The organism is Legionella qingyii, assembly GCF_003184185.1.
The window spans coordinates 62922-80420 of sequence record NZ_QHJG01000021.1 but is presented as its reverse complement, the minus strand read 5'-3'; the positions used below and the strand labels follow the sequence as shown (position 1 = coordinate 80420).

The window sequence follows — 17499 nt, the reverse complement described above, 5'->3', positions numbered from 1 at the left end:
TGCCTCGACCTTGGAGGTTTTCGTAAGTCCTGACCTAATTAAACCGTGCAATAGGAAATCCACAACACGATTCAGTGACATCACTTAAGTGCTTTACCACAGTACTTAGACATCGAGTTAGTAGATAGATTGGATTAAAAACAATAGAGGCGAGGGTTGCACAGGTTGCAATAATGCCCATGGTTGCATCAACAACCGTATTTGCCGCAGCTTTTTGAAATGAAGAGCAAGTATTTGGGCTAAGCCTTGATTTGGGTGCAAAAACTGCTAGCAATAAAGCAGGTACCAGTAATAATGCAGTAGCGGCTAAATAAATGAAGCTTTTCAAAAAGAGCAATAACGCATTGACACCTAACCAAAGGGGGCTGTGGATAGGGCGCACAAGTAAGTTAGTAAAGTGAGTTATATCATGAATTGGTTGAAAATAGGATGGATTCGGTATAGGAATTAAATTGGTGTATTTGGTTCTCAGGTGAGAATAATCATTCCAACTTGATTTGACTTCTGAAAAAAAAACGGACATCACATTTCCTTATTATTATTTTGGCGCGTATCATGCCAATTAATAAAAAAAAAGGAAATACTTTAATTAAAAAAACTAACTAGACGGGGCTAATCCGGATTAGAGTATATCTGAATCCGGATGATAAACGTTATTTTCTTGTAACTAAGAAGGGATTTTTCCACATGCTATACGCTCACCACCACCTCCTAAAGGAGGATTATCGCTGTAATTATCTCCGCCTGCATGAACCATAATGGAGTGTCCTTTAATATCTTTAGTTGTTAAACGAGGTGCTAATGTGGGCACATTAGCTTCTCCATTACTATCAACAATCAATACAGGTAAATCACCTAAATGACCTTGGCCATATGGGCCAAGATGCTTTTGGGTGTTCGCTGGATCTAGGTGCGTACCAGCATTTTTGGCATGATCACCACAATCAGGATGTTCATGGATATGAAAACCGTGAATGCCAGCAGGAAGTCCAGTCAGTTGCGGGGTGATAAGTAACCCATACTTGCCATCTTCAAAAACGACTTTTCCTATCGATGTTCCATTTGTGGTAGAGACATCGCTAGTGACTTTTTCTGCATTGGCTATTGATGAGATAAATAAGGCTAAAGCACCGATGAAAATTTGTTCTTTCTTTTTGATTATAGGCCATGACTAAATCCTTTTTAGTGACAATTTTTCCATTCTAACATAGCATATCACATATTAGGTTAGCTAAAGTTGAATTTTAAAAAACGTGAATAATTTATTGGCTAATAGAAATTAATCGCGTCTTTAAGGTTTTTTATTATGATTAAAAATGTAACGCCCAATATCAGAACCGCGACATTAGACGATGCCGAGGCTATAGCACAAATTCATATCTATTCCTGGCAAAAGATGTATCGAGATTTCATTCCAGAAATTATATTACAAAATTTGTCTCTAAGTGAGCGAACTCGGCAGTGGCATGACTTGATAGAACAAGAAGTAAAAGTATTGGTCATGGAAATTCATAATCAAATTATTGGTTTTGCGAGTATTTGCCCTTTCCGTGATTTTAGTGCAGATGGTTCAATGGGCCAAATCAGTGCGATTTATTTGCATCCCGATTACTGGCGTATGGGATTGGGTACCCAATTATGCATGGCGGCAATTTCTGAGCTAGCAAACCAGGGATATAAAAAAATACTTTTATGGGTATTTGAAGACAATATTCAAGCGCGAAAATTCTATGATGCTTTGGGTTTTGAAGCCACGAACTCAACCAAATTAGAGGAGTTTTACGAGGATGGTGCTTTATTAAAAGAAATTCTTTATCAAAAAGTACTTTAAATTGTTCTTGTGTAGCTTGGGTGCACCCGGGCTACTTAAGTGCCGCAGAAGGTTTGATGAACTCGCTCATGAGGCAATGGTAAACATTGTAAGTTTTCTGTCCCTTCTTGTTGATGAAATGGATTTTTCAAGACTGATAAAAGGCTATCCATAAGAGTGCTGTCGTTGTTTTCAACAAAATCGCGGATTGCATTTTCAATTAAGTGGTTTCTGGGAATATAGGCGGGATTTACCCGATTCATCTTGTTTTTTATTTCATTGATCTCAATTTTTTGTTGTTTGATACAATTCAACCAATCAGAAACCCACAGTTTGCTGTTGGGTTGATTCCCTAATGCTTTTATTAAATCGTTCTGATAGCGCTCACAATCAATGGCGTGACTCAGCAGACGAAAAGTATTTGTAAAATCGGGTTTATATTGTTGTAACATACCGAAGAACTGTTTAATAAGTTCCACCGGTTGCACATTTTCATCGAAAAGACCTAACTTTTCTCTTATTTTTTTATTCCAATATAGGGAGAAGCGCTCTGTGAATAAGTTAAGTGCTTCTTGCATTTGTTGCAGTGCTTTCTCATTTTTAAATAATGGCAGTAAAGCTAGACTAAATTGCGCCAAATTCCATTTTGCTATGGAGGCTTGATTTCCAAATGCATAACGACCCGCAAGATCAATAGAGCTAAATACCGTACCAAAGTCAAATTCATCCATAAAAGCACAGGGACCATAATCAATTGTTTCGCCAGATATAGTCATATTATCAGTATTCATGACTCCATGAATAAAACCTACTCCCATCCATTCAGCAATAAGATAGGCTTGGCGATCAACAACTTTTTTAAATAATTCAAGATAGGGGTTTGCACTGGTTAAAAGTTCAGGATAGTGTCGTTCAAGAGCATAGTTAGCTAAAGATCTAAGTAACTGATCATCTTTTTGAGCCGCAGCATATTCAAAAGAGCCTACCCTTAAACTACTTGATGCAACCCGTGTTACAACCCCCATGGGTACTGGACCATTTTGGCGATAGATTTTTTCTTTACTTGCAATCGCAGCCAAACAACGCGTGGTTGGAATATTTAATCCATGCATTGCTTCACTGATCAGATATTCTCTTAATACCGCAGAAAGTGGCGCTCTCCCATCACCTGTGCGTGAAAACATTGTTTTTCCAGACCCTTTGAGCTGAATATCCCATCGTGTTCCATCTTCACAATGTATTTCACCAAGTAATACGGCGCGACCATCTCCCAAAAGAGGAACATAGTATCCAAACTGATGTCCTGCATAAGCTAATGCGATGCTTTTAAGGTGCGCGGGGACTGTGTTTCCTGCATAAAAAGAGATGATGTCTTGTTCGGGAGCTGAAGAGGAATGTGGCGCACAAAGATAGGAAGCTAATTCATGATTAAACTTAACTAAATAGGGATCTGTAATCGGCGTTGGCTCAATCACCTCATAAAAATTAGAAGGTAATTTTAAGTAGGAACTACGATGAATATAAGGAATCAAATCAAGCCAATCCATAAAAAAGGTATGTTAAATGTTTAACGGCAATCCTTCAATTTTATAACAGCTAGCAGTACTGAACTAATCAAAGTTGAATCTCTTGATCATATTATAGTGTTTGTGTCAGGAACCACAGCTAAAATTGATAAATAAGAAATAGTAAATTGTCAATTGTTGCTTAAGGAGCTTGTCGGTTCTGCGTGAAGTTCCCTTAGCATTTCTTGACCTTTTTTTCCTCCATCACTCCGGCTAATCATCTTCATATACCCATCCCATCCAGGAAGCTTATCCCGATTCCCTGATTCAATAGCTTCTCTTGTTTTTTGTGAGTGCTCCTGAGAGATTTTGTCATACTCTGATTTTTTTCCAATAAATAAATTAACTTCTATTCCTTTTTCTTCGGCCGATTTAATGAACTCTCTAATCTGCTCTGGGGGCGTGTTATCAGGGAAGAACGCTAAAAGTTTAGGTTGGTAGCCCTCTGGTGCATTTTGAGGATGTGCAATGGCTTCCAGGGTTAGATCCCTTACATAGTCTAATTCTTCTTTGGTTGCATTTTCTGGTGTTGTGACAACCCAGCTATGGGGGAAAAATTTATTCTCTATCGTAAATTTAGCTCCTGAATTTTTGGATACAAATTCAACATAAAGAGGAGCAACTTGACCCTGCTCATTCAGTTTTTTAAATAAAGTTTCATTAGGCTGAATGTCAAATAATAAATTCTGTTGTGCTTTATTCATGGCTTCCAAGGCGGCAACTAGTTCATAATATCGCGTTTCCGCAGCTTTTTTTTCATCATTTAACTTCGCTTGCATAGAAATATCTCGAATATTGTTTATGATTCAATATTTATAGTATACACCAGAATGATTAAAGAAAAATGAATCCTATTAATTGATGCTTATCGTCAGAGTTAACTAATCGATAAGAGATATCTAATGAGCCTTGAAATTTTTAATTTATCTTGATCATGAGGATTAATTTTTTTGCTTGCGCACGAAATCAAGCGTTAGTTCACAGGGAGCATAACCTTGTTTTGTGGTTTCTTTAAGAATTTGTTCGCAGCAACTTACTAGTGCTGCAAAGTCCTGAGATGTATCGCCTTGATGCAAAAGAAACGAAGCTGCCTCTCGAAATAAGGTGAGGCTTGATACCAGCTTTTTGGTATCAACCTCTCCATGCATGAGTGTCAAGACAGAAATCGTTTTTTTTAATTGTTGTTCTACTAGTTGAGCAATTGCATGATAATTGCGGAAAAGCGCTTCATTTTGCAAATAGGCACACGCTTCCTTGAAATCAACAATACCAAAATGTTGCGCAATTGAACTGAATCCAAGCTGTTTCAACTGAGGAAAGATATGCCATATCCAGTGGCTTTGTTTGCTTCCAGCTTCGAGTTCAGTATAAGCTTGCTGGAATGAAACATACATATCTTGTCCTTGTTGGGCTGTGATAAAGCGTTGAATGTTGCTCATCAGGAAAATACCTTAATAAGATAGGTAATTTTTATAAAATAGTTAAGATAGACCAATATGACAAGTTGAATCATAAATATAGAGAGTAGAGGATTAAGCATCCATGAGTAAAAAAGAGTGACTTTTAGCCTAGAACACGTCTTAATTCTGCTTCTTGTAAGCGTGCAGCAAAATCCGCATCGGATTCTATTTGCTCACCCCATTCATTTTTAAGAGCTTCTGCTGTATCAATCTTATCAACATCAATCTTATTTTTAACTTGGGAAAACAAACCCTGAGTCGATGCCGCCTGAATGAGTTCTTTTATATTTTTTCGGTAAAGATCAACTTTATCTTCTTCACCTTGGGTACTTACCGTTGCAACAATCACTTGTTCTTCTTTTTTAGAGAAAAATTCTTCTTCTTTTATTTGTTCTTGGGGTTTCTTAGGTACAGGAGGTGTAGCAACATGCTCCTCTTTAGGTGCTAATTGTTCAACATTGGTAGTCCAATGTGCATTACCCTCATTATTTAGACAAATAGTGGGGCGATCAGGAAGAGTAACCCCATTTTCTTTACCTACGACATAAAGATTAACATCAAGATGCGCTGCGATTTCTTTTAAATCATCATGTGTTGCCCATCTTCCTTGTTCCCTAATTTTTTCTACTCCTTTTAGAATTACTGAATCAGGATTTTCTTTGCCTGCAGACATCACATCATGCAGTACTACATTTTTTACATGCTCGAGTTCAATTTGTTCTGGGCTATCCGCAGATGGTTTTTGGAGTTTTACTTGTAATGTTTGAGCGGTTCTTTCTGCTAAGATTAGAACTTCAGGAGATAAAGCTAATTCATTAAATTGTCTTATTTCAGCGAGAGAACCTTTATTATGTAAATAAAAGTCTACCAATTCTCTAAATTTACCAAATATGGGGGTTGCTTCAATTTTAGCTCGATGGTCTTGTAATACTTCTTCTCCTTTGATTCTATTAAACAGTTCATTCTTGTACACATTAAAGGCGATATTTCTTAACGACATCTGTAACATGAATAAAAGTTGATTTTTATAAGTTCTGGGTGAGTGATATAACTGATTTAAATCAACTTCCAGAATTTCTTGCAAACTAACGTTATGAAGACCTTCAGTATTCCATCGTTCATATGTCTTGCTTTTTCCGTGGAGGGAGTATTCGTTTTGAATGGTGTTGATTAAGCCTATTGCAAAAGCATAAAATCCACAGTCACCGCCACCGGAATTATCTATTCTATAAGACATTTTACACTCGCTTTTAGGATTTATATTTACATATATTACACAAATTATACAATATTAACATTAAGTAATTATTATGTGATCGATGCCTTGCTGGTGTCTAATTAGAAGACAAAATGATTTTTTTAAATAAAATATGGTTTATTTTTATGCAAATTATAGTAACAAGCGATTCAAGGGAGGTTGAGGAGCATGAGCTTAATTGATAATAGGATTGTTAAGGCTTCCTTTAGAGAAAACCCAGTAGAAGAACGAAAACTCTTTCCTCGGTCTTCTTGTCTTATGCCCATTAGTGTCGGACAATCAATTCATGAGGGTGAAAAATTTGCAGCGGTTATTAAACTAATTAACGCCTCATTTAAGCAGTGTACCATTCTTGTTGATGATAGTGTCCAACGTCATACTATCGGTATCATGAATTATGCAGCACCAGATGAATTATATCGGTTAGCTGTACAAGAAGGGGAGGAATGGTTGAAGCGGAATGAAATGGCTTATAATGAATTAACCATTCCTTTTGAAATTATGCGCTGGGATGATTGGTATAACAGTCAAAATTACATTAAGACTCATATGCGTGTGCAAAAGGAATATCACTCCAATGAATCATTTCGTAATGCAATTCATTCCAACATCGATGAATTTTTAACTCGATACTTGAGCCGATTTTCTGCTGCGGATGTCGATCATGAACGAGCATTTAACCTCTGTCTTGATTATTTGATTGAGGAATGCTCTGTGATGTGTCTGTGGACAGAGAAAGCTTATGATTTCGAAGTTTATCCCAGTGGAAGAAATAAGGCGATGGCTGCTACTTACGAGTATTTGATAAAGCCTTATTATCCAAACTACTTAAGGCCTGTTGCACTTCGATTTAAAAAATATCCTGCGAAAACAACAGTAGATAACTTGAAAGTGATTCAAGAAGTTGTTTCAGAAAATGAGTCGGTAGTTGGCAGTTTTTGAACTTCATTCATATTGTTGTAGCCTTGTGTGCAGCAGAATTCGATTTTGGGGGTATGGATAAAACTTCTCAATCCTGGGTTCTGCTGCGCTGCACCCGGGCACGTTTGATTAATAAGCTGCTTTTGTTTTTATCCATTTTCTAATTTCAGAGGTGGTTTCCTCAATGACGCGCAGGATTTGCTGATATAACTGTTCCAATAAAGCGCGTTGACCTGATTTCCAATAACACTCAAAGTATTGGCAGGCTATTTTTAAACGAATGGCACCAACATATACGACACCACCCTTTATTTTATGGGCAAGTTTTTGGATTTTTTCCCAGTCGCCTTGCTCATGCGCCCTTTTTAGCAGTATTACATCTTCAACAAAAGAGTGACTCAACATGAGGTTGAGCATTCCGCAAAGTGTGGCTTCTGTACCCGTTGTTTTAATTCCTTCTTCAACATCAAGTATTGGAAATTCAGCAATCTGAAAAAGTTGTTCCTCTTTTGTTGGTAAATCAAAAATCCCATGTTCAGGAGAGGTGCTTCTTTCTATAGACGGAATAAAAGAATTCAAAATATCACAACAATTTTTTTGAGTGAGTGGCTTGCTAAGTACTGCATTTATCCCTGATTCAATGCACCGTTGCTTATTTTCTTCACCTATATGAGCCGTGAGCGCAATGATGGGAGTATGATGGTTTTTGGCGATTTCTTGTACACGAATGTGGTGCGTTACTTGATACCCATCCATATCGGGTAAACCGATATCCATAAAAATCAAATCATACTTATTTTTCTTCCAGAGCTGTAACGCCGATTGTCCATCGGCTGCTACATCAACTTGACAGCCGCATTGATGAAGCATTTCTTTGGCGATGGTTTGTGCAATAGTATTGTCTTCAACAAGTAAGATACGGTGTTTGAATGGTTTTGCCAATGATTCTGGATGTTTATCGGTGACTTGGGTTTTTTGTCCCAAGCTTGGAATAGTAGAGTCAATAAAATCTTTATCAATTCCTGTTTCATCTTCAAGAAGTGCTGTTTTTAAGGGAATGATACAGGTAAAAATTGTTCCTTTTGCAACTGTACTCTCAACATATATTTCCCCATCTAACTCATCAATAAATTGTTTGATTACAGCAAGCCCTAGGCCAGCTCCTTTATAAATTCCTTTGTAGGAGGGAGTTAAACGTTTAAATTGTAGAAAAATTTCCTGTTGTTTATCCTTGGGAATACCTATACCGCTATCTTCTACAATGAATTTAATGATGACTTCCCGGTTTTCCTGTTTTGCTAATTTGGCTGTTAATCTCACAAAACCAGCGTCTGTGAAATTCAGCGAATTGGCAATCAATTCAAGTAGAATTCGATGGATACGAACGGGATCACCAATGAGGTATTTTGGTATATTGGGATCAAAATCCAGCGAAAAATCCAAGTGCTTTGCAAATGCTTTGGCTTTGTTAAGATCAATAATATGCTGAGCCACCTTTTGCAAGACGAATTTTTTTCTCACTTTGGGGACTTCGCCAGAACTTACATGAATGGCTTCAAGCACATCATCCATAAAATCGAGTAGGGCATGGCTTGATGCAACCAGATTATCTGCATATTCTTTAATTCGAGGGCTTTGAGCTTCAGATTTGATGAGATCTGCAAATCCTACAATGCCAGTAAGGGGGGTACGGATGTCGTGACGCATATTTTCAAGAAATTCTGTTTTTGCAAGACTCGCTGCTTCAGCTTTTTCTTTTGCAATATTGAGCTCTGCTTCAATTTTTTTTCTGTCGGTGATATTAATAGAAATCCCCAACACTCCAGTAATTTCCCCTTTTTTATTGCGCATTGGTGATTTATGACTTAAAACAATGGCTTTTTTACCATCGATTTGGGCTGTTTCTTCAATGATTTCAGTTTCACCGGTCTGCATGATATGAAGATCATTTTGGCGAAATAATTCAGCTTGATTCTCACCCCAAGGCAAATCAAAATCAGTTTTTCCTACAATTTCATAACCAAATTGAAATCCTAAATTCTGAGCCTGTCGGTTGTTACAGCCTAAATATACTCCATTTTTGTCTTTCCAATAAACATGGCCTGGCATGTGGGCAAGAATATTTTCCAAGGTGGATTGTGTTTTTTCCTGGTTTGATCGGAGATCGGCTTCTTGTTTTTTACGTTTGGTTATGTTTAATGAAACGCCAACAATACCAATAACATTACCATTTTCATCTCGGAGAGGAGTTTTTCTGGTTAATACAACTACTTGTTGTCCATTCGCTATGGTTCCAGCCTCCTCCAACTCTAATGAGGAATTAAGAGCCATAACTTTTAAATCATTATTACGAATCGTTTCTGCAGATGCGGCCCATGGCATTTCAAAATCTGTTTTCCCAATGATGGATTTCATGCCTGTCATTTCCAGCATGTTGTCATTACAACCCAAGTAAACTCCATTTTTATCTTTCCAATAAATATTGCCTGGTAATCCTTTGAAGATGCTTGCAAGAATAGAAGGATTAGATTCAACTGTAGGTGGAGTGGATGACTCCTTGGAATAATTGGTTTTCACTTTAGGTTTCTTTTCTGACATAAGCTGTTCTCTTTTTATCCTTAAAGTTATAGACCTTATATCGGCCACATACAAGATAATGATTATAAAAGCATTACAATTTTTTTCTTGCTAAATTAACTATCAGAGTTTTTAATTAAGAAGTGTTTATTTACTTGGAGCAAGGAATGCCAGTTAGTAAAGAATGCATTATACTATTACAAAATTTAGTGGATGGATATAGGTTAGAAGGGAAGGAAGATAGGGATTATTCACTTATTTACTCTTTATTAAAAGAATTTTCATTTCTAGTCGTACAGCACCAAAAAAATCACAAAGACGAGCGGATAATTGGTTTTCTTAGCGCATCTGCAATGATTTTGGAGGAAAATCTTTGTTTTGCGAAAGTATGCAGAACGTTTTTAATCTCTTACCAACAAAAAACGCATGCTTTAGATTCAATGTTGGATATTCAGTTAAACATTCAATCCGAGTTGGATGCGTCATGGGGTAAGAAACACGAAACCGAATTGAGCCACTCTCCTGGACCTTCTCCTTTTTTTTTGGAGTTACAAGAAGCAATTGCTAAACGAGCACAGCGTCTTGCAGATAACGAACTATTTGAAAAACCCAATCCTTAGGTTGTTTGCCTTAAGAGAATATGGGAATGCAATTATTTAATTACATTTATTCTAATATATAAGCACAGATGAATCCTTATAAGTCATTGCCTTGAGCGTTTATTGATATTGCTTTATCCCAAGAGCGCGCGGATTATTTTTAGTTTCAATTGATTATAGGGCTTGTATTTAATGGGGAGCTCAAACCAAAAAGGTCTTTTCAATATACTTTTGAAATGACTAAACGTGTTAAACCCAGCTTCGCCATGGTAATTGCCCATGCCACTTTCCCCAACACCACCAAAAGGAAGAGGAATGTTACAAATATGCATAATCACATCATTAATACAGCCGCCTCCAAAGGAAACCTCATGCAAGATTCGTGTTTGCAGGGCTGAATTTTTCCCAAAAATATAAAGTGATAAAGGACGCGGGCGCATTTTTATTTCATGCAAAACAGATTGCAGATCGGTAAAAGGAATAACAGGTAAAATCGGCCCAAAAATTTCTACCTTCATAATTTCATCTGCAAAACTTACATCCTTAAGAATTGTTGGTTCAATATATTTTTCCTTTTCAATCACTTGACCTCCTGTGTATATTTTTTGTGGGTCAATGAGTTTTTTTAAACGCTGTACATGCTTTTGATCGATAATCCGTACGTAGCTTTCACTATCAAGAGGATTGGGGCCAATAATTTTGTTGATTTGGTTTTTAAGCTCTTCCAGTAAAGGTTGATAAATCGATTGTTCAACTAAAAGATAATCAGGAGCAATACAGGTCTGGCCTGCATTTAAAAATTTACCCCAGACAATACGCTGGGCTGAAATTTTGAGATCTGCATCAGCAAAAACCAAGCAAGGGCTTTTTCCACCTAATTCCAGGGTGATGGGAGTCAAGTGTTCCGCAGCTGCTTTAGCTACAATTTTTCCTACAGCAGTGCTGCCAGTAAAAAATAGCTTATCAAAACGAAAACTAAGGAGCTCCTGAGTTACTTCAGTACCACCTTCTGCAACATACAGATAAGCTGGATCAAAATTTTGATTTATTATTTTTGCCAGGGCTGCTGAAGTATTTTGTGGCAACTCACTTGGTTTGATGATGCTGGTATTCCCTGCTGCCATAGCTGAGATTAACGGAATTAAGGTTAATTGATAGGGATAATTCCAGGCACCAATAATTAGAGTCGTGCCATAAGGTTCGGGTAAGATAAAGCTTTTTCCCGGTTGAAGCACCAATTCTGTTCTGGTTGCCCTGGGTTTTGCCCATTTATGTACCCGTTTAATTGCTTCATCAAGCTCATGATATATCATGGCAAGTTCAGTTAAGTATGTTTCAAATTGAGATTTTTTTATATCTGCATAAAGCGCTTCATAGAGAAGTTGCTCATTTTGCTTAAGAATGGTTTTTAATTTCTGAAGTTGCTGTTTACGAAAATCAATCTTTTTAGCCTGTCCGCCAGCAGCAAATGCTCTCTGTTTTTCAACAACAGTGTGGATATCCATGAATTAACACCTGCGCAAAAAGTTTATATTTATCAGCAGTTAAACCTCATTCTAGTTAAATCCTTCGGGCTTCGCTAGAGGAAACTCATCTTATTTAGTTTTCGGTTTTCTCTAATGCAGAAAAGCAATGATCCATAGCCTTAAATTAAAAATCCGGTTTACTCTATTCCAACGTCCGTGGCATCAATAAGATCTGCCCTATAACTCTGGACCCCGAAGGCATGCCGCGGGGTATCGGCAGAGTAATAAATTTCAGATTATTGTGTTTCACTATCCATGGGTTTGTGAACGAGGGAGATAGCCGGGAAATTTCTAATTTCCATAGTAAATATGTTCGAAAACTTTAGTCATTAACCAAAGTTCGGTTTTGGGAGGAGCTGTAGAGTGCCTCCCTCAACATGTATTTCGGCCGAAATGGATCAATTTATTGGTATTCTTGGTGCTCATTCATGTTTACTTGTGTATATTTGTTCATTTTTTATAAATAACATCTTTAAAATCATCTTCATTTGAAAATAGTTTTTTTGAAGTTTCAGCGAGACTAATAGATAAGTTTCCCCCACTACCTAATGTATCATGAGGTAATCTCTGCCTAATCGATAACTTATTACCATCTGGCAACTCATAAATATTTAATGCCTGCCCGGGTCGGCCTTCGAATAAGCTATATTTATGTTTACTCAGCTTTTTGGCATGCTCGAGTGTTATTTTTTGAGCAACTGACTTATCTATATTGATCAAATAACAGTCTCCCGAATAACATACAGCAATACATTCGTTTGAAGATAATACTTGCAGCTCTTCTAAGCTGGGAGATTCTTTGCCAGGTTTTTTCGGTAATAGAATTCTATTTTTCTCTTCGCCTGTTTTTCCATTTAAAACCAGGATATAAAGTGGTTCATGTTTATTTGCTTGATCTAACAACGCAACCAAATCACCATTTGGTAAAGCATGAAGATGAGCAAGTTTTCCATTATTTTCGTAGTCCTGAATCAAAGAAACCTCTTTGATCTGATTGTCTTCGCAATTAAAAAATACCAGCCCTGCACTTGATGAGCATGTAGTCTTCTCCAGTACAACCGAAAAAACAATACGGTGGCCTGGTAATAAAATAAATGAAGAAACATAGCCATCCCTATGGGCATAGTAAGTAGAAGATATATTATTTTTATGGGTGAAAAATTTTTCAATAACGTCATTAAATGAGTGAGAAACACCCTTAGCTACTCTTTTTTCCTTATTATTGAAAAAACTAAATAAGTGAACCAAGAGTTCAACAGGGAGTTGATCCATCTTACTATTTTGTTGTTCAGTGTCAGTGCTCTCTTTTTTTTCTAACATCTTTACACCTTCATTGGTTATTTGAAATTCAAATTCATTAAATCTGATTACTTTGATTTCTAGACCTAAGAAAAGCCATTTAATCAAATCTTAATTGGTTGCTTGCGCCAAAAATAACATATTAGGAGATAATAATCTTGTGGTTGGTTTTTATAGTCTTACAGTAGGGCAGGTAGATGTTGATGAGGCATCTGAATGCATAAAAAAGGGAATGGGCAAATATCGTATTCCTGTTGTCATATTAGCAAGATTAGCTGTTCTTCATACATATCAAGGAAAGGGTATTGGGAAGGCGATGCTTAAAGATGCAATATTAAAAACCTTACAAATTGCAGAACAAAGCGGTGTAAGAGCTTTATTAGTTCATGCTATAGATGAGAAGGCCGAGACCTTTTACAAACGATTAGGATTTGAACTTTCTCCGATAAGAGAGAATCAATTATTACTTCTTTTAAAAGACGCTAAAAAAGTAATGACAATAAAAAAACTCATATCAAATTAAATTTATTGATGTGGAAGTTTAAAGTGACCAACCCCAACTCCATTTGGGGGTAATTATGTTGCCAACACATTCAATTATTCATCAAATTAATTCAAAACCATAATCTTTTTCTTGCTCTGTATTAACTTGATTTGATTCTACTTGGCCAGGGGCAACTGTGGTGTTTTCTACTTGGGAATGATTGTTGGTTCCCCATAGCAATCTGCGGGTTAAATCACCAAATCTATAACCTTGCGCCTCAGAAGAAGCAGCGTGTTCTTCGATGTGCTTTCGGTTTAAAGTTTCTGATTTCTCAACCCTTTCGTTGTCTTGTTCAAGATGAGACAAATCACTATCTTTACCGAGCGCTGTTGAATCTATATTTCCAAAGAGATAATAACGTGTGTAAATCACCAAAGCGATATGGACGCTTTTCACAATCTTTCGATTCGCTCTTGGTCTCTGGTTTTTTATTACTTCTGAAATCACTTAAGCAATCATTGATCAGATCTTTTAATGTAGAAAACTCAATTTTATTAAATTCATCACCTATATTATGTTTTTGAATTTCTTTAATGAGTAATTCATATCTTGGGCCCCGTTGAATCGGCATAATTAAATGACTTTCAAACCCTAATCTATTACCGCTATTTTGAGTCATATAAAAATTAATCTGTTTAAACTGCTCTGGATTCGATTTACATGCCAGGGCGTATTCATCAAATAGCGTACTGTATGATTTATACAGTTCAAAAAACTGACTCAATAGACTTAAACGCTCCAATTTCAAGACTTCACGAGCCTCTGGATTGTCTATATTTGTTAAACCATTCTCTACATTTAGAATTAACTTATCAGAAACATCAATTAATTGCTCGATAAGAGTGTAAAACTTTCTTAGCAAAGTGTGTTCATCGAATTGTAATTGGATCAACAATGATAAATGCAAAAATTTCAATGATGCATTATAAGTATTTTCTGTAGAACATATTTCCTTAAACACGTTATTGTCTTCAAGTTTCGTTTGCATGTGATTAACCTCTCATTCACCAAAAGGCGAACTTTACACAATAAATATTAAAAAAATCTTAACTGAGCAAATATTTTTAATTTATGCAAAAATAAAATCACAAAGTACATTGAGCGAATTAAATTGTTGGAACTGATTGCTCTGTACAATCAATGAGTGTCGATATTCAATTATTGATAAAAAATGATACAATTAGTCTCTAAAAAATATTCACCATATGCTCTTTTTAGATGGTGCCTATGAATTGGATGAGAATGGATAAATCAATGAATTTCACGAGATAACCAAGCCTACTATTAAGGAGATGCAAAAGGGATTGCATCAAATCTGTGAGCGCGAGTAAAGATAAAGAAGTATCGAATTTTCCTTAAATAGAACTTTATCTTCTGCATTGATTGCGGAGTACCAAATTCAACTTTCTGATAAAAAATTGCTACAAGAAAAATTGCATCAGTTGTTATCAGATGATAAATAAGAGATAAATTGTCTCGCAAGTGGTGAGACAAAATAGCTCTCGTAAATAATATTATAATCATTTCGTGATAGTTATACGCAATTACCAGTGCCTTTATTAAATTTAGCTAACTGAATTTATATCTAAAAGCACTGATAGAGATTAAGAAATATGGTTTTCTTTACTGCGGCGATGGATGTTTGTTGTGTTTTGTTTGTAAAATTTCATTTTGTAATTCCATAGTTTTTTTGATGTATATTTTTTCTTTATTACCCGCATCTTGGCATGCTGCTTTTTCTTCTGGCGTCATTCTCAGTAAGAGTTGAATGTAAGCATCTGTAGCAGTATTTGTTTGCTCGGAATAGGTTGTTGATAGTGTTCCAGTTATTACAAGTTCAATCAGATTAGGGTTAATCGGTTTATGCTTCATCAGTGAATGTTGTAATAAAGCCGATTGATTTTTATTTTCAGCGTCTTGTTTAAGATTGTTTAAAACCTTATTCATCATATGCAGAAACTCAGTTAATCCTTCAATTGGATTTATTGCTGCAAGGGAAACATCACGAAGAATAGTTAAACATTGTTCTCTACATGCATATTCTAATAGATCATCCAGATCATTAACAAATGGGGGTAACTCAACAGTTGAGTTCAGATTCTCCATAAGGTGTGTGTCAGACAGTAAACTTTTATGCTTTTCTCCATTTTTATTATTTTGATAAATGGTTCTATCAAGTAATGAGGGAGTAAAGCTGCTATGACAGGCCTCAGAAATGGTTATATTTTTGCGGGTAGTACGTCCTTTGCCATGCTGCAATGTTGTATGGCCAAATATTGGTAAGATACCGGTTTTATAATAAGCAATTAACGTGTAAAAAAACAAGTCAACACGTCGATTTGCATGTTCAATAATATGTTCCTTCGACATAGCAAGTAGTGCATTTTGATCGTGATGTTTTGTGGCTAATTGGTGGTTTGAATAAGGTAATTTGAGTGCAGCACTGTAATTGTCTTCGTATTCGAAGCGATGCCGTTTTTTAGAGGTAAACTGCTTATGCTCCTCTGCTTTTAATTTTGTAAAAAAGAATGAGTTTGATGTCTGCGCCAAAGAAGGAGTGGTCACTTCACTTTTTTTTATGGCATGGAGCGACGTTAATGTATTTTTTGAGGCTGAAGGTATGGCTTGAGATAGAGAGATTTTAAATATAGGGGTTACCTTTCTTGTACCTATGGTTTTACTAATCTTAAATAATCGCGTCATCTTAGGTCCCTCCTAGATTGCTACTAAAAAAATAGACCTCTTTCGAAACGCTACTGCAGAGCCTCATCGGGACGATGCTCGAATCCTTAAGTGACATCAAGTACATCAGCTGTGTTTCGTATTCTCTCACTTCCCCTCTGCATGAGTTTCAAAAGAGGACGGTTGTCAATATTTTTCAAAGTGTTCCAAGAATTATCTTTGCATGAAGTGACACAATTTGACAAGTATGTAGTTGAAATAGAACAAACTGATTTTTTCTTGATTTAAGAGCTTTTTTTCTTATTTACTTTTTCATTTGATTTTCTCTTTTTCATACTTTCTTTTAAAAGAGAAATAAAATCAACGACATCTGCAGAATTTTCCTTTGCAATTTCAGGCTCTTCCTCTGCTTTGATTGCGGGTTGTTTCGCAATTTGTTGATCAAGCCATTTCTGCAATGCCTCTCGATATTCATTATGATATTTTTCAGGTTGCCATTTGGCAGTCATTTCATCAATCAGCGTAACGGCCATTTTTATTTCTGACTGAGAAATTTTATAATTTTTAAAATCCTCTTTGGGAACCTCCATTTCGTTTTCGTCACGTAGTTCATCTTTAAAATGAATTAAATACAAAAGCAGAGCATACTGATGGGGGAGGATTAAACAAATAGACTCTTTTGTGCGAATAATAACTTTGGCAACGCCTGCTTTATTTGTTTTTTTTAAAGATTCTCTCAATAAGACATAAGCTTTTTTATTTTTGCTTTCTGGTATAAGGTAATAAGGCTTCATCAAATAAAGGCTATCAATTTCCTGAAAATCAACAAATTCTTCGATATTAATCGCTTTAAATAAATCAGGGCTGGCTTTTTCAAATTTCTTTTCATCGACAATGATATAACGGTCTTTATCAAACTCAAATCCTTTCACCACGTGATCCCAAGGCACTTCCTTGCCGGTTTTTTCGCTAATTCGTTGATAATGCACCCTGGACTTCGTCTTCTTATCAAGCAAATGAAATTTAAGTTCATCATGTTCCTCAATCGAATATAAAGAAACAGGTATCGAAACAAGGCCAAAAGAAATCTCGCCTTTCCAAATTGATTTAGGCATTCTCTTAATCCTTAAATAACATTTCTTATTAAAGAGTAGACTATTTGTAAAAAGTACTAAAGGGATAGCTCATTTCAAAGTGAACAAGCAAAGCGAGTGGAAATTCTTAATATTTTACTTAAAATTAAAGTAATCATGCTAAA

17 protein-coding genes are annotated in these 17499 nt (G+C 36.1%); 4 read left to right on the top strand and 13 right to left on the bottom strand.

All coding sequences use genetic code 11. The features are described from left to right. Nucleotides 1-34: 34 nt before the first annotated feature. Both DGG96_RS13160 and DGG96_RS13155 read right to left on the bottom strand, forming a co-directional pair. Nucleotides 35-523 carry a hypothetical protein gene (locus DGG96_RS13160; RefSeq protein ID WP_110143116.1) on the bottom strand — a complete coding sequence of 163 codons (489 nt, stop codon included), beginning with the start codon at nt 521-523 and terminating at the stop codon, nt 35-37. A 144-nt stretch (nt 524-667) separates the two neighbouring features. Further along, complete coding sequence (locus DGG96_RS13155; protein WP_110143115.1) at nt 668-1159, bottom strand: superoxide dismutase family protein; 492 nt, start codon at nt 1157-1159, stop codon at nt 668-670. Between the two features lie 147 nt (nt 1160-1306). Here DGG96_RS13155 and DGG96_RS13150 point away from each other — a divergent pair, with 147 nt between their 5' ends. Further along, nucleotides 1307-1831, top strand: a complete 525-nt coding sequence (locus DGG96_RS13150; RefSeq protein WP_110143114.1) for a GNAT family N-acetyltransferase — start codon at nt 1307-1309, stop codon at nt 1829-1831. Between the two features lie 35 nt (nt 1832-1866). On the opposite strand, the gene DGG96_RS13145 is transcribed toward DGG96_RS13150, so the two are convergent. The 4 genes from DGG96_RS13145 to DGG96_RS13130 all read right to left on the bottom strand — a co-directional run bounded on the left by DGG96_RS13145 (nt 1867) and on the right by DGG96_RS13130 (nt 6072). Further along, nucleotides 1867-3357 (bottom strand): protein adenylyltransferase SelO, encoded by a 1491-nt coding sequence (locus tag DGG96_RS13145; protein ID WP_110143113.1) that lies wholly within the window; start codon nt 3355-3357, stop codon nt 1867-1869. Nucleotides 3358-3506: 149 nt separating this feature from the next. Further along, nucleotides 3507-4154 (bottom strand): hypothetical protein, encoded by a 648-nt coding sequence (locus DGG96_RS13140; RefSeq protein ID WP_110143112.1) that lies wholly within the window; start codon nt 4152-4154, stop codon nt 3507-3509. Nucleotides 4155-4316: 162 nt separating this feature from the next. Further along, nucleotides 4317-4814: a DUF1810 family protein gene (locus DGG96_RS13135; RefSeq protein ID WP_110143111.1), complete on the bottom strand. Its 498-nt coding sequence runs from the start codon at nt 4812-4814 to the stop codon at nt 4317-4319. Nucleotides 4815-4938: 124 nt separating this feature from the next. After that, a complete protein-coding gene (locus DGG96_RS13130; RefSeq protein ID WP_110143110.1) occupies nt 4939-6072 on the bottom strand; it encodes a hypothetical protein in 1134 nt (377 codons plus the stop codon). A gap of 189 nt (nt 6073-6261) precedes the next feature. Between DGG96_RS13130 and DGG96_RS13125 the strand changes: the two genes are divergently transcribed. Then, nucleotides 6262-7035 carry a tRNA-dependent cyclodipeptide synthase gene (locus tag DGG96_RS13125; protein ID WP_110143109.1) on the top strand — a complete coding sequence of 258 codons (774 nt, stop codon included), beginning with the start codon at nt 6262-6264 and terminating at the stop codon, nt 7033-7035. Nucleotides 7036-7143: 108 nt separating this feature from the next. Here DGG96_RS13125 and DGG96_RS13120 read toward each other — a convergent pair whose 3' ends face one another. Then, on the bottom strand, nt 7144-9612 hold the full coding sequence (locus tag DGG96_RS13120) for a PAS domain-containing sensor histidine kinase (RefSeq protein ID WP_110143108.1): 2469 nt from the start codon (nt 9610-9612) through the stop codon (nt 7144-7146). Between the two features lie 146 nt (nt 9613-9758). Here DGG96_RS13120 and DGG96_RS13115 point away from each other — a divergent pair, with 146 nt between their 5' ends. Beyond that, nucleotides 9759-10211 carry a hypothetical protein gene (locus DGG96_RS13115; protein ID WP_110143107.1) on the top strand — a complete coding sequence of 151 codons (453 nt, stop codon included), beginning with the start codon at nt 9759-9761 and terminating at the stop codon, nt 10209-10211. A 113-nt stretch (nt 10212-10324) separates the two neighbouring features. Here DGG96_RS13115 and DGG96_RS13110 read toward each other — a convergent pair whose 3' ends face one another. Both DGG96_RS13110 and DGG96_RS13105 read right to left on the bottom strand, forming a co-directional pair. Beyond that, entirely contained in the window at nt 10325-11695 is a 1371-nt protein-coding gene (locus DGG96_RS13110; RefSeq protein ID WP_110143106.1) for an aldehyde dehydrogenase, read from the bottom strand. 471 nt (nt 11696-12166) lie between these two features. After that, on the bottom strand, nt 12167-13036 hold the full coding sequence (locus DGG96_RS13105; protein ID WP_110143105.1) for a hypothetical protein: 870 nt from the start codon (nt 13034-13036) through the stop codon (nt 12167-12169). Between the two features lie 94 nt (nt 13037-13130). On the opposite strand from DGG96_RS13105, the gene DGG96_RS13100 reads away from it, so the two are divergent. Then, entirely contained in the window at nt 13131-13538 is a 408-nt protein-coding gene (locus DGG96_RS13100) for a GNAT family N-acetyltransferase (RefSeq protein ID WP_110143104.1), read from the top strand. An 81-nt stretch (nt 13539-13619) separates the two neighbouring features. Here DGG96_RS13100 and DGG96_RS13095 read toward each other — a convergent pair whose 3' ends face one another. The 4 genes from DGG96_RS13095 to ku form a co-directional block, all read right to left on the bottom strand. Further along, on the bottom strand, nt 13620-13865 hold the full coding sequence (locus DGG96_RS13095; protein ID WP_110143103.1) for a hypothetical protein: 246 nt from the start codon (nt 13863-13865) through the stop codon (nt 13620-13622). A 10-nt stretch (nt 13866-13875) separates the two neighbouring features. Continuing rightward, complete coding sequence (locus tag DGG96_RS13090; protein ID WP_110143102.1) at nt 13876-14547, bottom strand: RhoGEF domain-containing protein; 672 nt, start codon at nt 14545-14547, stop codon at nt 13876-13878. A gap of 635 nt (nt 14548-15182) precedes the next feature. Continuing rightward, nucleotides 15183-16262 carry a hypothetical protein gene (locus DGG96_RS13085; RefSeq protein ID WP_110143101.1) on the bottom strand — a complete coding sequence of 360 codons (1080 nt, stop codon included), beginning with the start codon at nt 16260-16262 and terminating at the stop codon, nt 15183-15185. A gap of 263 nt (nt 16263-16525) precedes the next feature. Next, nucleotides 16526-17356: a non-homologous end joining protein Ku gene (gene ku, locus DGG96_RS13080; protein ID WP_110143100.1), complete on the bottom strand. Its 831-nt coding sequence runs from the start codon at nt 17354-17356 to the stop codon at nt 16526-16528. Nucleotides 17357-17499: the final 143 nt, after the last annotated feature.